Here is a 16,731-nt window from a genome sequence, read left to right as displayed (position 1 = left end):
AGCTTCCCACCGCGACAAAAGAAGAGGCGCACATGTCCCACTGCACCCGCCGCCCCAAGGCCGCCCTGGCCGCCACCGCCCTGGCAGCCGCCTTGGCGCTTTCTGCCTGCGCGGACGCCGAGATGGGGGAGGACACCATCAGCTCCACCCAGGTCACCGCCGCCGAGGACGCCCCGCAGGGCCAGGCCGACGACCGCATCGGTGTGCAGCGCAAGCCCTTCGAGGTCAACGAGGCGGAGCCGCTGGTCAGCGACGAAACCACCGGCGAACGCGTGAAGGACCCGGCGATGGAACTGTCGTACAAGTGGCAGGGCTCCTCGTACGCGCCGAACGGCGGCTCGGTCGTGGTGGTGGCAATCACCAACGAGTCGGACGCGCCGCTGCCGGAAGACGCCCTCGAGCCGAAGCTGCGCTACAACGTCAACTCCACCTCGAACCCGGACATGAAGGACGCGAAGTTCATGCCCATCGCGGAGGATGCTGGGGTGGACATTGTGGGCCTGGACCGCCCGCTGGGCCCGGGCGCGACCGTGAACGCGAAGTACCCCTTCGACGTGTCCACGGGCAACCTGTGGGACGCGGAGTTCACCATCGGCAACGTCACCTTCAAGGGCAACCTGAACAACTAGCGGGCGAACTGGGCGATCGCGTGCGGGTCCAGGGCTTCTGCGACGCGCACGGTTGCGAGGTCGGCGAGCTCGGTAGCGTCGTAAGGCTGCGGGCCCATGGGCCCGAAGAACTTTGCGTATCGACGATAGCTCCGCCCAATCCTCGCCGGCCGGTTTTCCGCCAACTCGTTGAGCTTCGCACGCGTCAGCGGCGCGGACAGCAGGTAGCGCACGATCCACTTGCGTTTCTCGTACGGCGCGCGCGGGAACACCGGATCCGCGGCCCACACCCGGCGGAACTCGCCGGCGTAGTGGTCGCGCCGGCACAGCCACAGCGCCACCGCGGCCTCCTCGCCGGCGCCGACGACGGTGATGTTGGTGGGGTCGCCGCCGAACGCCTCGATGTTTTGCTGGACCCAGCGCAGGGCGAGCTTGACGTCCGCGACGCCGCGGAAGTGCCCGATGGCGTCCGCGGCAAAGGGGAGGAAGCCTTCGAAACCGCGGCGGTGGGGCACGTGCACCTCGACGAATCCATCGCCCAGCTCGACCGGTTGTGACAGCCACACCACCACGGGGCAGTCCGTGCCGGGCCGCGCGCTAACCGGGGTGCTGATGGCAAGTGCGTTGGGGTTCGGCGCGGTGGCGTCGATAAGCAATCCCTGCTCCATGGGCGCCGGGTCGTCGAAGGGGCGCGCTTCGGCGAGGTAGGGGATGGCGTCGAAGACGCGTTTGCCGCCGCGGGCAGTGCCCACGATGGTGCCGGCCGCGCATGTGATTTCCGTTTCACCCATGCGGCAGATCGTATCCGCATACACTGACCGCCATGACAAACCCGCTTCTGACCCCCTCGACCCTGCCGTACAACCTGCCGGACTTCGCCGCGATCCGGCTGGAGCACGTGGAGCCCGCGTTCGAAGAGGCGCTGAAGCGCCACGCCGCGGAGATCGCCGAGATCACCACCGCGGACGCGCCGACGTGGGCCAACACCGTCGAAGCCTTCGAGCTGGCCGGGCAGGACCTGGACCGGGTGATGTCCTGGTTTTTCAACCTGCAGGGCACCGACGCCACCGACGAGTTCGACGCGGTGGCCGACCGCATTGTGCCGAAGCTGTCCGCGCACGTGGACTCGATCTACCAGAACGACGCGCTCTACCAGCGCATCAAGGGCGTCGAGGTGCCGGGCGATGCGGAGTCGCAGAGGCTCTACGACGAGCTGCTGCGCCGCTTCACCCGCCGCGGCGCGGACCTGGACGCCGCCGGGAAGTCGCGCCTGCAGGAGATCAACCAGCGTTTGTCTGAGCTGTCGGAGCGCTTCGGCCGCAACCTGCTCGCTGACACGAAGAAGCTCGCGGTGGAGTTTTCGCGCGAGGAGCTCGCCGGGCTTTCGGACGACCAGCTCGCCGCGTACGAAGACGGCGGCCACTACGTCGTGCCGATTGAGCTGCCCACCACCCAGGCGCTGCAGTCGGAGCTCGAGGAGTCTTCTGCGCGCCACAAGCTTTTCGACGCCTCCCGCGCCCGCGGCCGCGACTCCAACCCGGACATCGTCCTGGAGTCGGTGAAGCTGCGCCAGGAACGCGCGAAGCTGCTCGGCTTTGACACCCACGCCGACTACGTCATCGCGGAAGAGACCGCCGGCACCGCCGCGGCAGCGCGCCAGCTCATCGCGGACCTGGCACCGGCGGCGGCCGCGAACGCCGAGGCGGAGCGCAAGCTCGCCGGCGAACTGGCAGGCGAGGAGCTCGGCGGCGCGGACTGGCCGTACTGGCAGGCCAAGCGCCGCGAGGAAGAACTCGGCATCGACGAGGCGGAGCTGCGCAAGTACTTCCCGCTCGAGCAGGTGCTCACCGACGGCGTCTTCTACGCCGCGAACCTGCTCTACGGCATCACGGTGGAGAAGCGCGAGGATTTGGCCGGCTACCGCGAGGACGTCGACGTCTGGGAGGTGAAGGAGGAGGACGGCACTGGCATCGGGCTGCTGCTGACGGACTACAACGCGCGCCCGTCGAAACGCGGCGGCGCGTGGATGAGCTCGTTCGTGGACCAGTCTCACCTTGCCGGCACGAAGCCGGTGGTGGTCAACGTCATGTCGGTCAGCTCCAACCTGCTCACCATCGACGAGGTGACCACCCTGTTCCACGAGTTCGGCCACGCCCTGCACGGCCTGCTCTCCGACGTGCGCTACCCGTCGCACTCCGGCACCAACGTCCCGCGCGACTGGGTGGAGTTCCCCTCCCAGATCAACGAGAACTACGCGTTTGCCCCCGAGATCGCCCGCAACTACGCCCGCCACGTGGACACCGGCGAGGTCATCCCGGCGCCGCTTCTGCAGGCGATGGAGGCCTCGCGCCAATTCGGCCAGGGCTTCACCACCGCCGAATACCTCGCGGCCAGCGCGATCGACCTTGCGTGGCACTCGCTTGCGGACGACGTCCCGTCGGACATCAACGCCTTCGAAGACAACGTCCTGCGCGAGCTCGGCCTGGACGTCGAGGGGTTGGAGCCGCGCTACCGCTCCACCTGGTTCAACCACATCTTCGCCGGCGGCTACTCCGCGGGCTACTACTCCTACCTGTGGGCCGAAGCGCTCGACGCCGACGGCTACCAGCTCGTCGCCGAAGAAGGCATCAACCGGCAGACCGGCGCGAAGTTCCGCGAGGCGATCCTGTCCAAGGGCTCCTCGCGCGACTACGCGGAGGCCTACCGCGCCTTCCGCGGCCGCGACAAGGACACCCGCCCGCTGCTCGAGCGCCGCGGACTCGCCGGCACGGACGTGTAGCGTCTTACGTTTCCGCGGGTTCGTGCTGTACAGTTCCGGGGAAACCGTTAAAAGACAAGACAAGGAAAGCTGCATGGCGAACGGTACAGTGCGACGCCCCCGCGTGGGCGCACGCGTCGCTGCGCTCGCCGCGGCGTCCGCGCTGGCAGCTTCTGGTCTCGTCGGTGGGGTGGAGGCGCCGGCGGCGGAGCGGCTCGTCGTCAAGCAAGGTGCCCGCATGTTCGTGGACAACCTCGGCAACGACAACCTCACCGCCTGCACCATCGGCTACAACGACCCGAAGCAGCGCCGCAGCTACACCGCCGGACACTGCGCCGACAACGGCAACTACGGGTGGCAAACCGGCTCGCTGGTCTACCTCGCCGACAGCAAGGGCCGCGAAATGACCACCCCTGCCGGCATGATCTACCCGGCCGCCGCCTACTACGGCGCCTCCAACGCCAACGACTGGGCGGTGATCTACTGGTTCAACGGCGTCGAGGTGGAGGCCAACCCCTTCGGCGGCGAGTACGTGCCCATCGAGGACATCGAGCCCGGCGAGACGCTGTGCTACCACGGCTACGCCTCGCACGGCGGCACAAACCGCGCCACCTGTGGGCCGTTCGTGGGCATGATCGAGAAAACCATCTACTTCGACGCCCCCGGCATGCCGGACTACGGCGACTCCGGCGGGCCGGTCTACGCGCCGGGCCGCGGGCTCGTCGGCGTGATGTCCGGGGCGAACGCGCTTGTGGACGAGCGCGGCGAGGAGGTCGTGGGCTTCGAGCGCGCCAGTTCGCTTCAAAGCGGCGCGCTTTACGACGACTCCGCCATCGACACGTTCCTCCGCTCCCACTACGGTGCGTCGGCAAAGCCGGCCTCGCCGAGCAGGAAAACGTCGACGCCGGCGGTGCCGACGTCGGTGCGCAGCACCGTGGTGAACCCCGTTGCGGAGGTCACGCGGGACCCGAAGCCTGCCGCGGAGGCACCGGGGGCGTCGCCGCAGCCCACCCGCGAGCCGGCGCCCGCGGTGACGTCGGTGTCCGGCAACACCATCCACATCTCCGGGCCGACGAAGAAAACCGTGGTGATCCCGGCCGCGACGTTGCAGCCGGCCATCCCGGTCGGCGCGGCGACGCCGTCGAGTGTGCCGAGTGAGGCGCCCGTCGTCACGCCTGAGGCTCAGGAGCAGAGCAGCGAGGACGCCGCGGAGGAGCCGCGCGACAACAACGTCGCCAAGGCGCTGCTGATCACCCTCGGCATCGTGGCCACCGTGGCGGTGCTGGTGCCAGCGATCGGCTACGCGATGGGCCTGATCTGATGAGCAGCGTGCTGCTCGGCTGGGTGATGGGCCTAAGCCCCTGGCTGCAGGTCCCCGCGATCCTCGCCGCGGCCGCGCCGGTGTGCGCCGCGGCCGGCTACGCGCTGCTGCGCCTCGTCGACGGTGTTGCCCGGGCCACCGCGCGCCTGGTTTCCCGCCGCTAGCCCGCGGCGCTAGGCTTACACACCATGGCCAACCCGGAAGAGCTGCGCAAGCAGGACCAGAAGCTGCCCAAGCCGCAGCGCAAGTACCCGCAGTCGCGGGTGACCCAGGTGATGTGGGTGCTCATCGCGCTCGTCGTCTTCGCGGCGATCGTCAGCGCCCTCTAGCGTTCGCTCCGCGCGCTGGCTTTGGCGATGCGCGTGAACAGTGCGACGTCGGGGAGGTCTTCGATGAGGACGGGGGTACCGGAGGCGTCGCAAAGCGGAATGCACCAGTTGGAATACATCTCGCGGTTGGTGCCCGGCTGGTTTTGAATGCGGGTGTCGCCCACCATGTCCACCAGGTTCGTGCACGTCATCGCGGACGGGGTGGAGGCGATAAACCGCGTCAGCCCCTCGACGAGGGCGTCCACGTCGTCGTACTCGCCCAAGTCCCGGTCGAGAAAGTCCACGTCAGCGAGCGGCGAGTTGTCGAACGCCCCCTCCGCCTGCGCGGCGGCGAGCACCTGCGAGATCCACACCGCGTCCGTGGCGTTGAGCTCCTCCAGCGACTCCTTGACCAGCCCGAGCTTGTGGCGCAGCGCGTTGTGCGCGCCCTCCAAATACCCGGCGGTGGGCGGCAGGTCGTGGGTGCCCACCGCGGTCAGCGCGAGGTTGCGGTACTGCTGCGACGGGCGCGGTGCCTCCGGCGGCACGGACTCGAACCACAAAACGGAGGTGCCGAGGATGCCCTTGTCGCGAAGCACGTCCTGGACCCACGGCTCGAACGTGCCCAGGTCTTCGCCGACCACCACGGCGCCGGCGCGCTGCGCCTCCAGCACTAGCACGCCGACCATGGCTTCGAAGTCGTAGTTCATGTACGCGCCGTGCGCCGGGGGGTCCATGCGCGGCAGCCAGAACAGGCGGAACAGGCCCAAAACGTGGTCCACCCTGATTCCACCCGAGTGCCGCAGCACCGTGCGAAGCAAATCGCGCCACGGCCCGTAGCCAGCCTCCGCCAGCTGCTGCGGGTTCCACGGCGGCTGCGACCAGTCCTGGCCCTGCTGCGAGTACTGGTCCGGCGGTGCGCCCACCGAGGCGTCGGGCACCAGCACCTCGTGCAACGTCGCCGCGTCTGCCCCGCCGGGGTGGATGCCCACCGCCAGGTCGGTCATGATGCCCAGCCGCATCCCGGCCGCGAGCGCCCGCTCCTGCGCCACGCGGCGCTGCTCGTCGGCGATGAACTGCAGCCACATGTAGAACTGCACCAGCTCCTGCGGGTCCTCGCCCGCGTGCTTCGGCGCGCCGTGGTGTTCCGACTCGCTTGCCTGCGCCGCGCACCACTCGGCGAACTGGCGCAGCCCCTCGCCCTCAACCTCGCAGAACAGCTCGAAGTCCCGCGTGCGCGCCTCGTCCGCCGCCGAAAGGTAAAACAGCGTGCGCAGCGCCGCCAGCTTCGCGGCGAAAATCCGGTCGCGCTCCAAGGGGTCTGCGGTGTTGTTCATCGCCTTCAACTCCGCAGCAAGCTTCTCGACGTCCTCCCGGTCCCCCTCGTCCAACAGCCCATACTCCGGCACCTGCTCCACCGCGATGTAGATCGGGTTGACAAACCGGCGGGAGGTGGGAAGGTACGGCGAGTCCTCGATCGGCGGGACGGGTTCGGCGGCGTGTACCGGGTTGATCAAAAGGTAGTCCGCGCCCTCGGCCGCCACCGCTTCGGCGATCGCGCCGAGGTCGTTGAAGTCGCCGATGCCCCAGGAGTCCAGCGAGCGCACCGAGTACAGCTGCGCCATCACGCCCCACACCGGGTCCTGCACAACCTCGGCGTTGGTGGACAAGGACGCCGGCACCACGATCAGCGGGCAGACCTCATCCAAGTTGTCGGACTCCAAGTGCAGCTCGTGGTAGCCGGCCGGCAGATCGCCCGGCACGTGGAACGTGGCCTCGCCCCAGACCACGCCGTCGGCAGCGGTGAACGGCGGGGCCCAGTTCTCGTCCTGGTAGGCGTCGCGCGAGGAGCCGTCCTCCAGCCGGATCCAGCAGTGCGCGAAGTGCCCGTCGTGGACGTGGACGTTGAAGTGTTTCTCGGCGCCCTCGGTGGCCACCACGCACGGCGGCATGGGCCTGGTCGCCCAGAATTCTTTGCGGGCATCGAGGTGGAATTGGAGTTCTTCGTCCGACGGGTCGTCGTTAAGCGAAAGCCCCAAGGCCCGCAGCAGCTTGATAAACGACTCGGCGGGCGGCTCGGTGACCAGCCCGTTCGAGGCGCGGTAGGACGTGCCGAAGCCATACGATTCGGCGAGGGCGTGGAGCAGGGCAACGTTGGTCACGCCACGCATTGTGCCAAAGCTAAGGCCAGCACGCTGGGGTAGTCTTGGACACCATGCCTTCAAACGCGCACACCACGGAACTTGGATTCACGCTCAACGACACGGACACCTGCCTCAGCCGGCTGATTCGCACCTGCGAGCAGAGCCCCCACCTGGTGCTGTACTACCGGCCGCGCAACTACGAGTGGGTCTCCGTCACGGCGGCGGAGTTCTTGGAGGAGGTCTACGAGGTCGCGAAAGGCCTGATCGCCGCGGGCGTGGAGCCGGGCGACCGCGTGGCCATTTTGTCGTCGACGCGCTACGAGTGGTCGCTGGTGGACTTCGCCATCTGGGCCGCCGGCGCCGCCTCGGTGCCGATTTATCCGTCGAGTTCGATGCACCAGATCCAGTGGATCCTGGAGGATTCCGGCGCGAAGATCGCGTTCACCGAAACTCGCGACCACACCCAGCTGATGAGCCCGTTCCTGCTGGACGAGACGGGCAAGCCGAAGTTCGCGGACTCCCCATCAAAGCTCGAGCGCATCTACGAGTTCAACGCCTCGGGCGTGGAGACGCTGAAGTTTGAGGGGCGAGACGTCGAGCAATCGCTTATCGACGAACGCGTGGCCGCCACCCGCCACGAAACGCTGGGCTCCATCGTGTACACCTCCGGCACCACCGGCCGGCCGAAGGGCGTGGAGATTTCGCACGGCAACTGGGCGTATCAGTGCTGGGCGCTTTTGGAAAACGAGATCGGCTCGGTGTCCTTCCCCGGCCAGCGCATGGTCACGTTTTTGCCGCTGGCGCACGTGCTGGCGCGCGCGGTGTCGCTGGCGTGGACGATCTCGGGCGCAACCCAGTCGCACTGGTCCGACACGTCGACGATGATGGTGGAGCTGCAGCGCGTGCGCCCGAACCTGGTCGTCGGCGTGCCGCGCGTGTTTGAGAAGGTGCGCGAGGGCGCCTACAACAAGGCAGCGGACGGCTCCGCGATTGGCAAGCGCATGTTCTTGGAGGCCGAGAAGGCCGCGATTGAGTACTCGAAGGCGCTGGACACCCCGGAGGGCCCGTCGCGGGTGCAGAAGGCGAAGCGCGCGGTCTACGACAAGGTCGTCTACGGCAAGATCAAGGAGGCCATGGGCGGCTCCGTCTGGTACGGCATCACCGGTGGGTCCGCAATGAGCGCGGATTTGTCGCACTTCTTCCGCGGCATGGGCGTGCCCATCTACGAGGGCTACGGCCTGACCGAGACGTGCGCGGCGGCATGCGTGAACAACGCGCATGCCAACACGATCGGCACCGTGGGCCGGCCGGTCAACGGCTACTCGGTGCGCATCAACGACGACGGCGAGATCGAGTTCAAAGGCCCCGGCGTGTTTGAGAAGTACTGGCGCAACCCGGCCGCCACCGAGGAGGCGCTCACGGACGGCTGGTTCAACACCGGCGATCTCGGCGAGGTAGACGAGGACGGCTACGTCTCCATCACCGGCCGCAAGAAGGACCTGATCGTCACCGCCGGCGGCAAGAACATCTCCCCGGGCCCGATGGAGGAGATCATCCGCCAGGACCCGCTGATCTCCAACGCGCTGGTGGTCGGCGACGGCAAACCCTTCGTCGGCGTGCTGGTCACGTTGGACGAAGAAGAACTGAAGCGCTGGAAGGCCAACCACAACATCCCGGCGAACAAAAAGGTTGCCGAGCTCGCCCAGGACCCGGCGCTGCGCGCGGAGGTCCAGGACGCGGTGAACCTGGCCAACGCCACCGTCTCGCGCGCCGAGGCGATCAAGAAGTTCCGCATCCTGGACCGCGACCTGTCCGAGCAGCACGACGAGATGACCCCGACGATGAAGGTCAAGCGTAACGTGGTGTTCCAGCGGTTCCAGGAGGACATCGACAAGCTGTATCAGCGCTAAGTCCGGCGCGCCTTCCTTCCTCCTTGGCGGCTGTGGCATAGCATGCCAATTTGTCACTTCCCACAGGCGTTTCCAAGGAGGGCTCGCGATGCACAAGACTGCCGCCGTGCTGCGCCACCGCGAGCTCACGCAGGAGATTTACAACATCGGCGACGAGGTGGCGGAGTACACCGAGCACCTTGCCGAGGCGATTGCGGATTACGACGGCGAGCTCACCGAGGACTGCCTCGCCGAGTTCGTCGAGATCGTCGACGACGCCCGCCAGGATGCCCGCCGCGTCGTCGCTGAGCTGATCGGCTTGCGCCAGGCGCTGACCTCCGGCCGCGCCGCCGGCCACCTGTCCGCGGGCGCGAAGCCGGAGGAGCGCATTCCGGAGCCCGAGCTTCTCGACGCCTCCGGCCTGAACGACCTCTTCCCCCTACAAGCCCCGTTCTCGGTGCAGACGATGCAGGACGCGCTGACCGGACGCACCGACTTGGTGGTGCAGCACTTGGGCGAGATTGTGTCCTACTGCCTGGAGCAGACCGACATGGTCGCCCGCGAGCTCGGCGTGGTGTCGCTGCCGCAGATGTACGCCCGCGTCGGCGAGATCGTCGAGGAGGCCGTTGTCGGCTGGGTGGAGACCGTCTGTGTGGACCACCCGGCGTTCGTGCGCACCATGCGCGGGTCCAACCCGCCGGAGTTTTTGGAGGAGCGCGCCCGCATCGACAGGATCGTGGCCAAGGTCGCCGCGAAGCGTTCTCGCCGCGGCGCCTAGCCTGAGGGCCATGGATTCTTTCGGCGTTTACGTCCACGTCCCGTTTTGCGCCACGCGCTGCGGGTACTGCGACTTCAACACCTACACACCCACCGAGGTGGATTCCTCCCACGCCCAGTACTTGGACGCGCTCGAGAAAGAACTCGAGCTCGCCGCCGCCCGCGGCCTGCCCAAAGCTGACACGGTGTTCATCGGCGGCGGCACCCCGTCGCTCCTCGGCGCAGACGGCCTGACCCGCATCCTCGACGCCGTCCGCAACACCTTCGGCCTGAACCCCGGCGCGGAGGTGACCACCGAGTCCAACCCGGAATCCACCAGCCCCGGCTACTTCGCGGGCCTGCTCGACGCCGGCTTCACCCGCGTCTCACTCGGCATGCAGTCCGCCTCCACGCCGGTGCTCAAGGTGCTGGACCGCCAGCACACCCCGGGCCGCGCCGTCGCCGCCGCCCGCGAGGCCCGTGCCGCCGGGTTCCAGCATGTGAACCTGGACATGATCTACGGCACCCCCACCGAAACCGACGACGACGTCCGCCGCACCCTCGACGCCATCCTGGCCACGGACGTCGACCACGTCAGCGCCTACTCGCTCATCGTCGAGGACGGCACCGCCATGGCCCGCAAGATCCGCCGCGGCGAGCTGCCGGCGCCACAGGAGGACGTCTACGCCGACCGCTACGAGATCATCGCAGACACCCTCGCCGACCACGGCTATAACTGGTACGAGGTCTCCAACTGGGCCAAACCGGGCGGCGAGTGCCGCCACAACCTCATTTACTGGCGCAACCGTAAGTGGTGGGGCGCAGGCCCGGGCGCGCACAGCTTCATCGCTTCCGAGCGTTTCTTCAACGTCAAGCGCCCCGAAAAGTATGCACAGTTGCTTGCCGACGGCGCGCTGCCCATCCAGGACACTGAACCCATCACGGAAACAGAGGCCCACACCGAGGCGGTCATGCTCGGCCTGCGGCTGAAAGAAGGTATCCCGGCAGCTTGGGTCGGGGCGGGGGCACGGGAGGTCGTCGATAGGCATGTGCGCGCGGGGTTGCTCGAGCAAACCGACAGGCTGCGGCTGACCGACAAAGGGCGGCTGCTTGCAGACGGCATCATCACCGATATCCTGGCAGCCGAGTAAGGAGGCGTAATGGGTACTGCGGACCAGCGGCGCCAGGCGGTGCTGCGCGCGATCGTGGCGGACTACATTGCAAGCCAAGAGCCGGTGGGGTCGAAGTCGCTGGTGGAGCGGCACAAGATGGGGGTGTCCTCGGCGACGATCCGCAACGACATGGCGGTGCTGGAGCAGCAGGGCTACATCTCGCAGACGCACGCCTCGTCCGGCCGTATCCCGACTGAGGCGGGCTACCGCGCGTTCGTGGACGCGCTGCACGACGTCAAGCCGTTGAGCGCCGCCGAGCGCCACGCCATTTTGGATTTTTTGGAAAACGGCGTGGATATGGAGGACGTGCTGCGTCGCTCCGTGCAGCTGCTCGCCCAGCTGACCAACCAGGCGGCGGTGGTGCAGCTGCCAACGCTGACGGTGTCGCGGGTGAAGCACTGCGAGGTGGTGGAGCTGACCCCGACGCGCCTTTTGCTGGTGCTGATCACGGACGCCGGGCGCGTGGACCAGCGCAACGTGGAGCTTTCGGCGCCGATCGGGCCGGACGGGGTGCGGCTTTTGCGCGACCTTTTGAACGAGGCCCTGGTGGGCCAAACCATGCGCGACGCCTCGGAGGCGCTTTCTCGCCTATCGACGAAAGCTCCGCCCCACCTCGCCGATCCCACCTCACGCGCGGCAGAAGTGCTGATCACCACGCTTGTGGACGCAGCGCCGGACCGGCTGATCATTGCGGGCTCGTCGAACCTGGTCGTGCCGTCGGGAGGCTTGCAGGGCGTCATCGACGCGCTTGAGCAGCAGGTGGTGGTGCTCAAGCTGCTCGCCGGCGCGCAGGAGCTCGAGCGGGTGAGCGTGCGCATCGGGCGCGAAAACGAGGACGAGGAATTTTCGCGCGCCTCGATTGTTACAACAGCGTACGGCTCGGGCGACGAAGCACTCGGCGGCCTCGGGGTAGTGGGTCCAACCCACATGGACTACCCCGGTACCATGCAAAAGGTTGCCACCGTGGCCCGCTACATCAGCCGCATCCTGCGGGGCGAATAGAAGGGAAGTTATGGCTCGCGATTACTACGGCATCCTCGGCGTGGACCAGGAAGCGACCGAGCAGGAGATTAAGAAGGCGTACCGCAAGCTGGCGCGCAAGTACCACCCGGACGTGAACCCGTCCGAGGAGGCCGCCGAGAAGTTCGCGGAGATCGCGGCGGCGCAGGAGGTGCTGCTGGACCCGCAGAAGCGCGCAATCGTCGACCGCGGCGGCGACCCGATGGAGGCCGGCGGCGGCATGGGCGGCGCGGGCGGCTTCGGCGGCGGGGGACTCGGCGACATCTTCGAGGCGTTCTTCGGCGGCGGCGGCGCCCGCCAGCCGCGCTCGCGCGTGCAGCCGGGCAACGACGCGCTGCTGCGCACCGCCATCACGCTCGACGAGGCCTTCGCGGGCACGAAAAAGGACGTCACCGTGGACACCGCCGTGCTGTGCGACAAGTGCCACGGCACCGGCTCCAAAACCGAGGCGAAGCCGGTGCCCTGCGGCACCTGCGGCGGCGCGGGCCAGGTCCAGGAGATGCAGCAGTCGTTTTTGGGCAACGTCATGACCACCCGCGAGTGCCCCACCTGCCACGGCTACGGCGAAGTGATCAAGGATCCGTGCACCCAGTGCGCCGGCGACGGTCGCGTGCGCGCCACCCGCGACCTGACCGTGAACATCCCGGCCGGCATCAATTCCGGCATGCGCATCCGCATGGCGGACCAGGGCGAGGTCGGCCACGGCGGCGGCCCCGCCGGCGACCTGTACGTGGAGGTGCAGGTGCAGCCGCACCCGGTGTTCGTGCGCGAGAACAACGACCTGCACGTCCGCCTGACCGTGCCGATGTACGACGCCGCGCTCGGCACTGAGCTGAGCGTGGACAACCTCGCCGGCGGGCAGACCACCATCGAGGTGCCCGGCGGCACCCAGCCCGGCGACACCATCCACCTGCAGGGCGAGGGCATGCCGCGGCTGCGCGCCGAGGGCGCCGGCGACATGATCGCCCACGTCCAGGTCACCGTGCCCACCGCCTTGACCAACGACGAGCGCGCCGCCCTGCAGGACCTCCGCGACGGCCACCCGGACAACCCGGAGGTCCACGTCGAGTCCGACGAGCACGGCGAGGGCTTCTTCTCCCGCATGCGCGACCGCTTCCGCCGATGAGCCTGCCGTACTTTTTCACCGACGACCCCGCCGCCGGCACGCTCACCGGTGCCGAAGCCAAGCACGCGCACGTCAAGCGCATCGAGCCCGGCGAGCGCATCATGCTTATCGACGGCCAAGGGTCCACCGCGCTCACCCGCGTCACGTCGGTGGGGGCTGGTCGGGTTGATGGAGTCGTCGAAAGGCAAGAGTTCGTGCCACAACCCACGCCGCGCGTGACGGTGGTGCAGGCGGTGCCGAAGGGCGAGCGCGCGGAGCTCGCGGTGGACCTGGCGGTGCAGGCCGGGGCCGACGCGATTGTGCCGTGGATTTCGCACCGTACGATCGCGCGGTGGCCGGCGAACAAGCAGGCCAAGCAGGTGGAGAAGTGGCGCGCGCAGGCGCTTTCCAGCGCGAAGCAAGCGCGGCGGGCGTGGGTGCCCGAGGTGCGCGACCCGGTGACGACGAACCAGCTGTCCGCGCTGCTGCGTGAGTGCCACGCTCTGGTTCTGCACGAGGACGCCACCGACTCGATCCGCGACGTCGAATTCGGCGATGACGTGTGGCTGATCGTCGGGCCCGAAGGCGGCATCGGCGAGGACGAACTGGAGATTCTCGGCGCCCGCCCGGTGAAGCTCGGTCCCGAGGTGCTGCGCACCGCCTCGGCGGCGTTCGCGGGGCTTTGCGCCATCGGGGCGTTGACCTCCCGCTGGTAGGGTTGGCCCCCATGGAAGAAATGGTGACGCGCAAGGTCGAACTCGACTCGGCGTACGCACAGTCCGTCCTGGGGATCAACGACGACAACCTGCGGGTTTTGGAGGACCAGCTCGGGGTGGGCTTCCACGCCCGCGGCACCGAGCTGACCGTCAAGGGGCACGCGGAGCAGGCGGCGCACGCGCTGCGCGTCGTCGAGGAGCTTGAGTCCATGGCGCGCCGCGGTGTTCCGCTGGGGGTGGACACGGTGGTCCAGGCGGTGCGCATCATGGAGGCCGAAGCGCCGGGTTCGGTCGCGGACATCCTCGGCGAGGAGATCATCTCGCGCCGCGGCAAGGTCATCCGCCCGAAGACGGCCGGGCAGCGCGCGTACGTCGACGCGATCGACGACAACACCATCACCTTCGGCATCGGCCCGGCCGGTTCCGGCAAGACGTACCTCGCCGTGGCCAAAGCGGTGCAGGCGCTGCAGAACAAAGAGGTCAAACGCATCATTTTGACCCGCCCGGCGGTGGAGGCGGGCGAAAAGCTCGGTTTCCTGCCCGGCACGCTCTCGGACAAGATCGACCCGTACCTGCGCCCGTTGTACGACTCGTTGCGCGACATGATGGACCCGGAGGCGATCCCGAAGCTCATCGAGGCCGGCATCATCGAGGTCGCGCCCCTGGCCTACATGCGCGGGCGCACCCTGTCGGACGCGTTTGTCATCCTGGATGAGGCGCAAAACACCACCGGCGCGCAGATGAAGATGTTCCTCACCCGCCTCGGTTTCGGCTCGAAGATGGTGGTCACGGGCGATACGTCCCAGGTGGATCTGCCGCGCGGCACCGTCTCGGGCCTGCGCGTGGCGCGGCGCATCCTCGCGGACATCGACGACATTTCCTTCCAGGAGCTCGGCGCCGGCGACGTGGTGCGCCACCACCTGATTTCGCGCATCGTCGCAGCGTACGACCGTCACGACGCGCAGAACGCCCTGCGCTACGAGAAGCGCCAGCAAGCGATCGAGGCCGAGCGGGAAGCGGAGGCGAACCAGTGAGCATTGAAGTCTTGAATGAGTCCGGCGAGGCGGAGGTCAATGAGCAAATGCTTATCGACGTCGCGTCGTTCGCCATGCGCTCCATGGACGTCCACCCTGAAACCGAAGCCACCATCACGCTCGTGGACGAGGCCACGATGGCAGATCTGCACGTGCGCTGGATGGACCTGGAGGGCCCGACGGACGTGATGAGCTTTCCCATGGACGAGCTCACCCCCGGCGGCGGCCGCCCCGACGCGGACATGCCGGGGCCGGCGATGCTCGGCGACATCATCCTGTGCCCCGCCTACGACCGCAAGCAGGCCGAAATGGCCGGCCACGACCTCGCCCACGAGATGGCGCTGCTCACCGTCCACGGCGTGCTGCACCTTTTGGGCTACGACCACATCGAGCCGAAAGACGAGCGCGAGATGTTCGCCCTGCAAAACGAGATCCTGGCGGACTGGTACGACGACCTCGCCCGCCGCGGTATCGAGTACCAGCCGAAGCCGACCGGCGCGCACGCGTTTCCGTCGGCAGCCGACCGCGACGAGCTGGACAAGCTGATGAAGGGCATCGAGTGACGCTGACCTTCGTCTACGCGGCCGTCACCGTCGCCGCGCTGCTGTTGTCCGGCCTGCTCGGCTCCATCGAGTCCGCGCTGGCCCCGATCTCGCGCGCCCGCGTCGAGGGCATGGTCAAAGACGACACCCCGGGCGCGGAAGCGCTGTTGCGGGTGGTGGACCACCGCGCGAACCACGTCAACACGCTGGTGCTGGTCAAAACCGTCCTGGATGTCATCGCGTCCGTCACCGCGGCGATGCTCGCAATGGACCTGCTCGACTCCGACGGGTGGGCGATCGCGGTGGCGGTGGTCGTCGTCACGCTGCTGCAATTTTCCATCGTCGGGGTGTTCGCGCGCACCGCGGGCAAGCGCAACCCCTACACCATTTCGCTCAAGGCGGCGCAGGGGCTGGGGGCGTTCCAGGTGGTGCTCGGGCCCGTCGCAAAGCTGTTGATTTGGGTGGGCAACCTGTTCCACCCCGGCGAGGACTTCCGCGACGGCCCGTACGCCACCGAGATCGAACTGCGCGAGATGGTCGAGGTGGCGCAGGAAAAGGGCGTGGTGGAAACCACCGAGGGCCGCATGATCCAGAACATCTTCGACCTCGCGTCCAACTACGCGCGCCAAGTCATGGTGCCGCGCCCGGAAATGGTGTGGATCGAGGGCGAGAAAACCGCGCGCCAAGCCACCGCGCTCATGGTGCGCTCCGGGCATTCGCGCGTGCCGGTGATCGGGGAGAGCGTCGACGAAATCGTCGGCATCGCGTACCTGAAGGACATGTTCACCGACCGCGGCACCCCCATCGACCCCGCCACGCCGATCACGGAGTTCATGCGCGAGCCGCTGTTCATCCCGGACTCGAAGCCGCTGGACGTGCTGCTCAAAGAGATGCAGCAGTCGAACACGCACATCGCCATGCTTATCGACGAATACGGCACCGTCGCCGGCCTTCTCACCATGGAGGACCTGCTGGAAGAGATCGTCGGCGAAATCACCGACGAGTACGACGAGGACGAGGAAGCCCCGGTGACCGAGGTGGAGCCGCGCGTGTTCCGCGTCCAGGCGCGCCTACCGCTGGACGACCTGGTGGACTACCTCGCCGACAACCTGGACTACGAGCTGGAGTACGCCGAGGACGTCACCGACAACGTCGATACGGTGGCCGGGCTGTTGTCGTATGAGCTGGGGCGCGTGCCGCTGCCGGGCGCGTCGATTCTGCGCGACGGGGTGCGCTACACCGCCGAGGGCGGCCGCGACCGCCGCGGCCGGGTGAAGACCCGCACCGTGCTCGTCTCGGTGGCGGAGGCCACAGAGCCGCTCCACGGCGATTAGTCCTACTTTTCGGTAGAATTGTGC

General features: G+C 67.9%; 16 protein-coding genes. 14 read left to right on the top strand and 2 right to left on the bottom strand.

Translation table 11 applies throughout. The features are described 5' to 3' along the window. The first annotated feature begins 32 nt into the window (after positions 1 to 32). Positions 33 to 629 carry a hypothetical protein gene (locus ACX1NL_RS08935; protein ID WP_239356388.1) on the top strand — a complete coding sequence of 199 codons (597 nt, stop codon included), beginning with the start codon at positions 33 to 35 and terminating at the stop codon, positions 627 to 629. Here ACX1NL_RS08935 and ACX1NL_RS08930 read toward each other — a convergent pair. After that, the gene (locus tag ACX1NL_RS08930) at positions 626 to 1,399 is read right to left on the bottom strand and encodes a carboxylesterase family protein (protein ID WP_239356389.1); all 774 of its coding nucleotides are present in this window, start codon (positions 1,397 to 1,399) and stop codon (positions 626 to 628) included. The two genes, ACX1NL_RS08935 and ACX1NL_RS08930, sit on opposite strands and share 4 nt — an antisense overlap. Before the next feature lie 32 nt (positions 1,400 to 1,431). Between ACX1NL_RS08930 and ACX1NL_RS08925 the strand changes: the two genes are divergently transcribed. The 4 genes from ACX1NL_RS08925 (at position 1,432) to ACX1NL_RS08910 (ending at position 5,016) form a co-directional block, all read left to right on the top strand. Continuing rightward, positions 1,432 to 3,387 carry a M3 family metallopeptidase gene (locus ACX1NL_RS08925; protein ID WP_458897948.1) on the top strand — a complete coding sequence of 652 codons (1,956 nt, stop codon included), beginning with the start codon at positions 1,432 to 1,434 and terminating at the stop codon, positions 3,385 to 3,387. A gap of 73 nt (positions 3,388 to 3,460) precedes the next feature. Further along, positions 3,461 to 4,687: a chymotrypsin family serine protease gene (locus ACX1NL_RS08920; RefSeq protein ID WP_458897947.1), complete on the top strand. Its 1,227-nt coding sequence runs from the start codon at positions 3,461 to 3,463 to the stop codon at positions 4,685 to 4,687. Positions 4,688 to 4,713: 26 nt separating this feature from the next. After that, the gene (locus ACX1NL_RS08915; protein ID WP_458897946.1) at positions 4,714 to 4,851 is read left to right on the top strand and encodes a hypothetical protein; all 138 of its coding nucleotides are present in this window, start codon (positions 4,714 to 4,716) and stop codon (positions 4,849 to 4,851) included. Positions 4,852 to 4,875: 24 nt separating this feature from the next. Beyond that, entirely contained in the window at positions 4,876 to 5,016 is a 141-nt protein-coding gene (locus ACX1NL_RS08910; protein WP_269511055.1) for a hypothetical protein, read from the top strand. On the opposite strand, the gene malQ is transcribed toward ACX1NL_RS08910, so the two are convergent. Further along, positions 5,013 to 7,157, bottom strand: a complete 2,145-nt coding sequence (gene malQ / locus ACX1NL_RS08905; RefSeq protein WP_458897945.1) for a 4-alpha-glucanotransferase — start codon at positions 7,155 to 7,157, stop codon at positions 5,013 to 5,015. The genes ACX1NL_RS08910 and malQ overlap by 4 nt on opposite strands. Positions 7,158 to 7,210: 53 nt before the next feature. On the opposite strand from malQ, the gene ACX1NL_RS08900 reads away from it, so the two are divergent. From ACX1NL_RS08900 to ACX1NL_RS08860, 9 genes are all read left to right on the top strand, one after another. Beyond that, the gene (locus ACX1NL_RS08900) at positions 7,211 to 9,049 is read left to right on the top strand and encodes an AMP-dependent synthetase/ligase (RefSeq protein WP_458897944.1); all 1,839 of its coding nucleotides are present in this window, start codon (positions 7,211 to 7,213) and stop codon (positions 9,047 to 9,049) included. An 88-nt stretch (positions 9,050 to 9,137) separates the two neighbouring features. Continuing rightward, a complete protein-coding gene (locus tag ACX1NL_RS08895) occupies positions 9,138 to 9,806 on the top strand; it encodes a hypothetical protein (protein ID WP_269511047.1) in 669 nt (222 codons plus the stop codon). Positions 9,807 to 9,816: 10 nt separating this feature from the next. Then, a complete protein-coding gene (gene hemW / locus ACX1NL_RS08890) occupies positions 9,817 to 10,935 on the top strand; it encodes a radical SAM family heme chaperone HemW (protein WP_458897943.1) in 1,119 nt (372 codons plus the stop codon). Between the two features lie 9 nt (positions 10,936 to 10,944). Beyond that, positions 10,945 to 11,958: a heat-inducible transcriptional repressor HrcA gene (gene hrcA, locus ACX1NL_RS08885; RefSeq protein WP_458897942.1), complete on the top strand. Its 1,014-nt coding sequence runs from the start codon at positions 10,945 to 10,947 to the stop codon at positions 11,956 to 11,958. Positions 11,959 to 11,968: 10 nt separating this feature from the next. After that, entirely contained in the window at positions 11,969 to 13,102 is a 1,134-nt protein-coding gene (gene dnaJ / locus ACX1NL_RS08880) for a molecular chaperone DnaJ (protein ID WP_458897941.1), read from the top strand. Continuing rightward, the gene (locus tag ACX1NL_RS08875) at positions 13,099 to 13,797 is read left to right on the top strand and encodes a 16S rRNA (uracil(1498)-N(3))-methyltransferase (RefSeq protein WP_301613560.1); all 699 of its coding nucleotides are present in this window, start codon (positions 13,099 to 13,101) and stop codon (positions 13,795 to 13,797) included. The genes dnaJ and ACX1NL_RS08875 overlap by 4 nt, the downstream gene beginning before the upstream one ends. Before the next feature lie 11 nt (positions 13,798 to 13,808). Next, positions 13,809 to 14,831 (top strand): PhoH family protein, encoded by a 1,023-nt coding sequence (locus tag ACX1NL_RS08870; protein WP_301613558.1) that lies wholly within the window; start codon positions 13,809 to 13,811, stop codon positions 14,829 to 14,831. After that, a complete protein-coding gene (ybeY, locus tag ACX1NL_RS08865) occupies positions 14,828 to 15,394 on the top strand; it encodes an rRNA maturation RNase YbeY (RefSeq protein WP_458897940.1) in 567 nt (188 codons plus the stop codon). Before ACX1NL_RS08870 ends, ybeY begins: the two co-directional genes overlap by 4 nt. Further along, positions 15,391 to 16,707: a hemolysin family protein gene (locus tag ACX1NL_RS08860; RefSeq protein WP_458897939.1), complete on the top strand. Its 1,317-nt coding sequence runs from the start codon at positions 15,391 to 15,393 to the stop codon at positions 16,705 to 16,707. The genes ybeY and ACX1NL_RS08860 overlap by 4 nt, the downstream gene beginning before the upstream one ends. The last annotated feature ends 24 nt before the right edge of the window (positions 16,708 to 16,731 follow it).

It is taken from the genome of Corynebacterium sp. CQ3829_602738 (genome assembly GCF_054478435.1).
The sequence above is the reverse complement of the archived record's forward strand: the minus strand, read 5'-3'. Positions and strand labels throughout refer to the sequence as shown.

Bases quoted from the DNA above. Each gene is read 5' to 3' on its own strand.
- ACX1NL_RS08875 (WP_301613560.1), top strand. From the start codon at position 13,099: ATGAGCCTGCCGTACTTTTTCACCGACGACCCCGCCGCCGGCACGCTC.
- dnaJ (WP_458897941.1), top strand. From the start codon at position 11,969: ATGGCTCGCGATTACTACGGCATCCTCGGCGTGGACCAGGAAGCGACC.
- ACX1NL_RS08895 (WP_269511047.1), top strand. From the start codon at position 9,138: ATGCACAAGACTGCCGCCGTGCTGCGCCACCGCGAGCTCACGCAGGAG.
- ACX1NL_RS08870 (WP_301613558.1), top strand. From the start codon at position 13,809: ATGGAAGAAATGGTGACGCGCAAGGTCGAACTCGACTCGGCGTACGCA.
- ACX1NL_RS08910 (WP_269511055.1), top strand. From the start codon at position 4,876: ATGGCCAACCCGGAAGAGCTGCGCAAGCAGGACCAGAAGCTGCCCAAG.
- hrcA (WP_458897942.1), top strand. From the start codon at position 10,945: ATGGGTACTGCGGACCAGCGGCGCCAGGCGGTGCTGCGCGCGATCGTG.
- ACX1NL_RS08925 (WP_458897948.1), top strand. From the start codon at position 1,432: ATGACAAACCCGCTTCTGACCCCCTCGACCCTGCCGTACAACCTGCCG.
- ACX1NL_RS08915 (WP_458897946.1), top strand. From the start codon at position 4,714: ATGGGCCTAAGCCCCTGGCTGCAGGTCCCCGCGATCCTCGCCGCGGCC.
- ACX1NL_RS08935 (WP_239356388.1), top strand. From the start codon at position 33: ATGTCCCACTGCACCCGCCGCCCCAAGGCCGCCCTGGCCGCCACCGCC.
- ACX1NL_RS08920 (WP_458897947.1), top strand. From the start codon at position 3,461: ATGGCGAACGGTACAGTGCGACGCCCCCGCGTGGGCGCACGCGTCGCT.
- hemW (WP_458897943.1), top strand. From the start codon at position 9,817: ATGGATTCTTTCGGCGTTTACGTCCACGTCCCGTTTTGCGCCACGCGC.
- ACX1NL_RS08930 (WP_239356389.1), bottom strand. From the start codon at position 1,399: ATGGGTGAAACGGAAATCACATGCGCGGCCGGCACCATCGTGGGCACT.
- ACX1NL_RS08900 (WP_458897944.1), top strand. From the start codon at position 7,211: ATGCCTTCAAACGCGCACACCACGGAACTTGGATTCACGCTCAACGAC.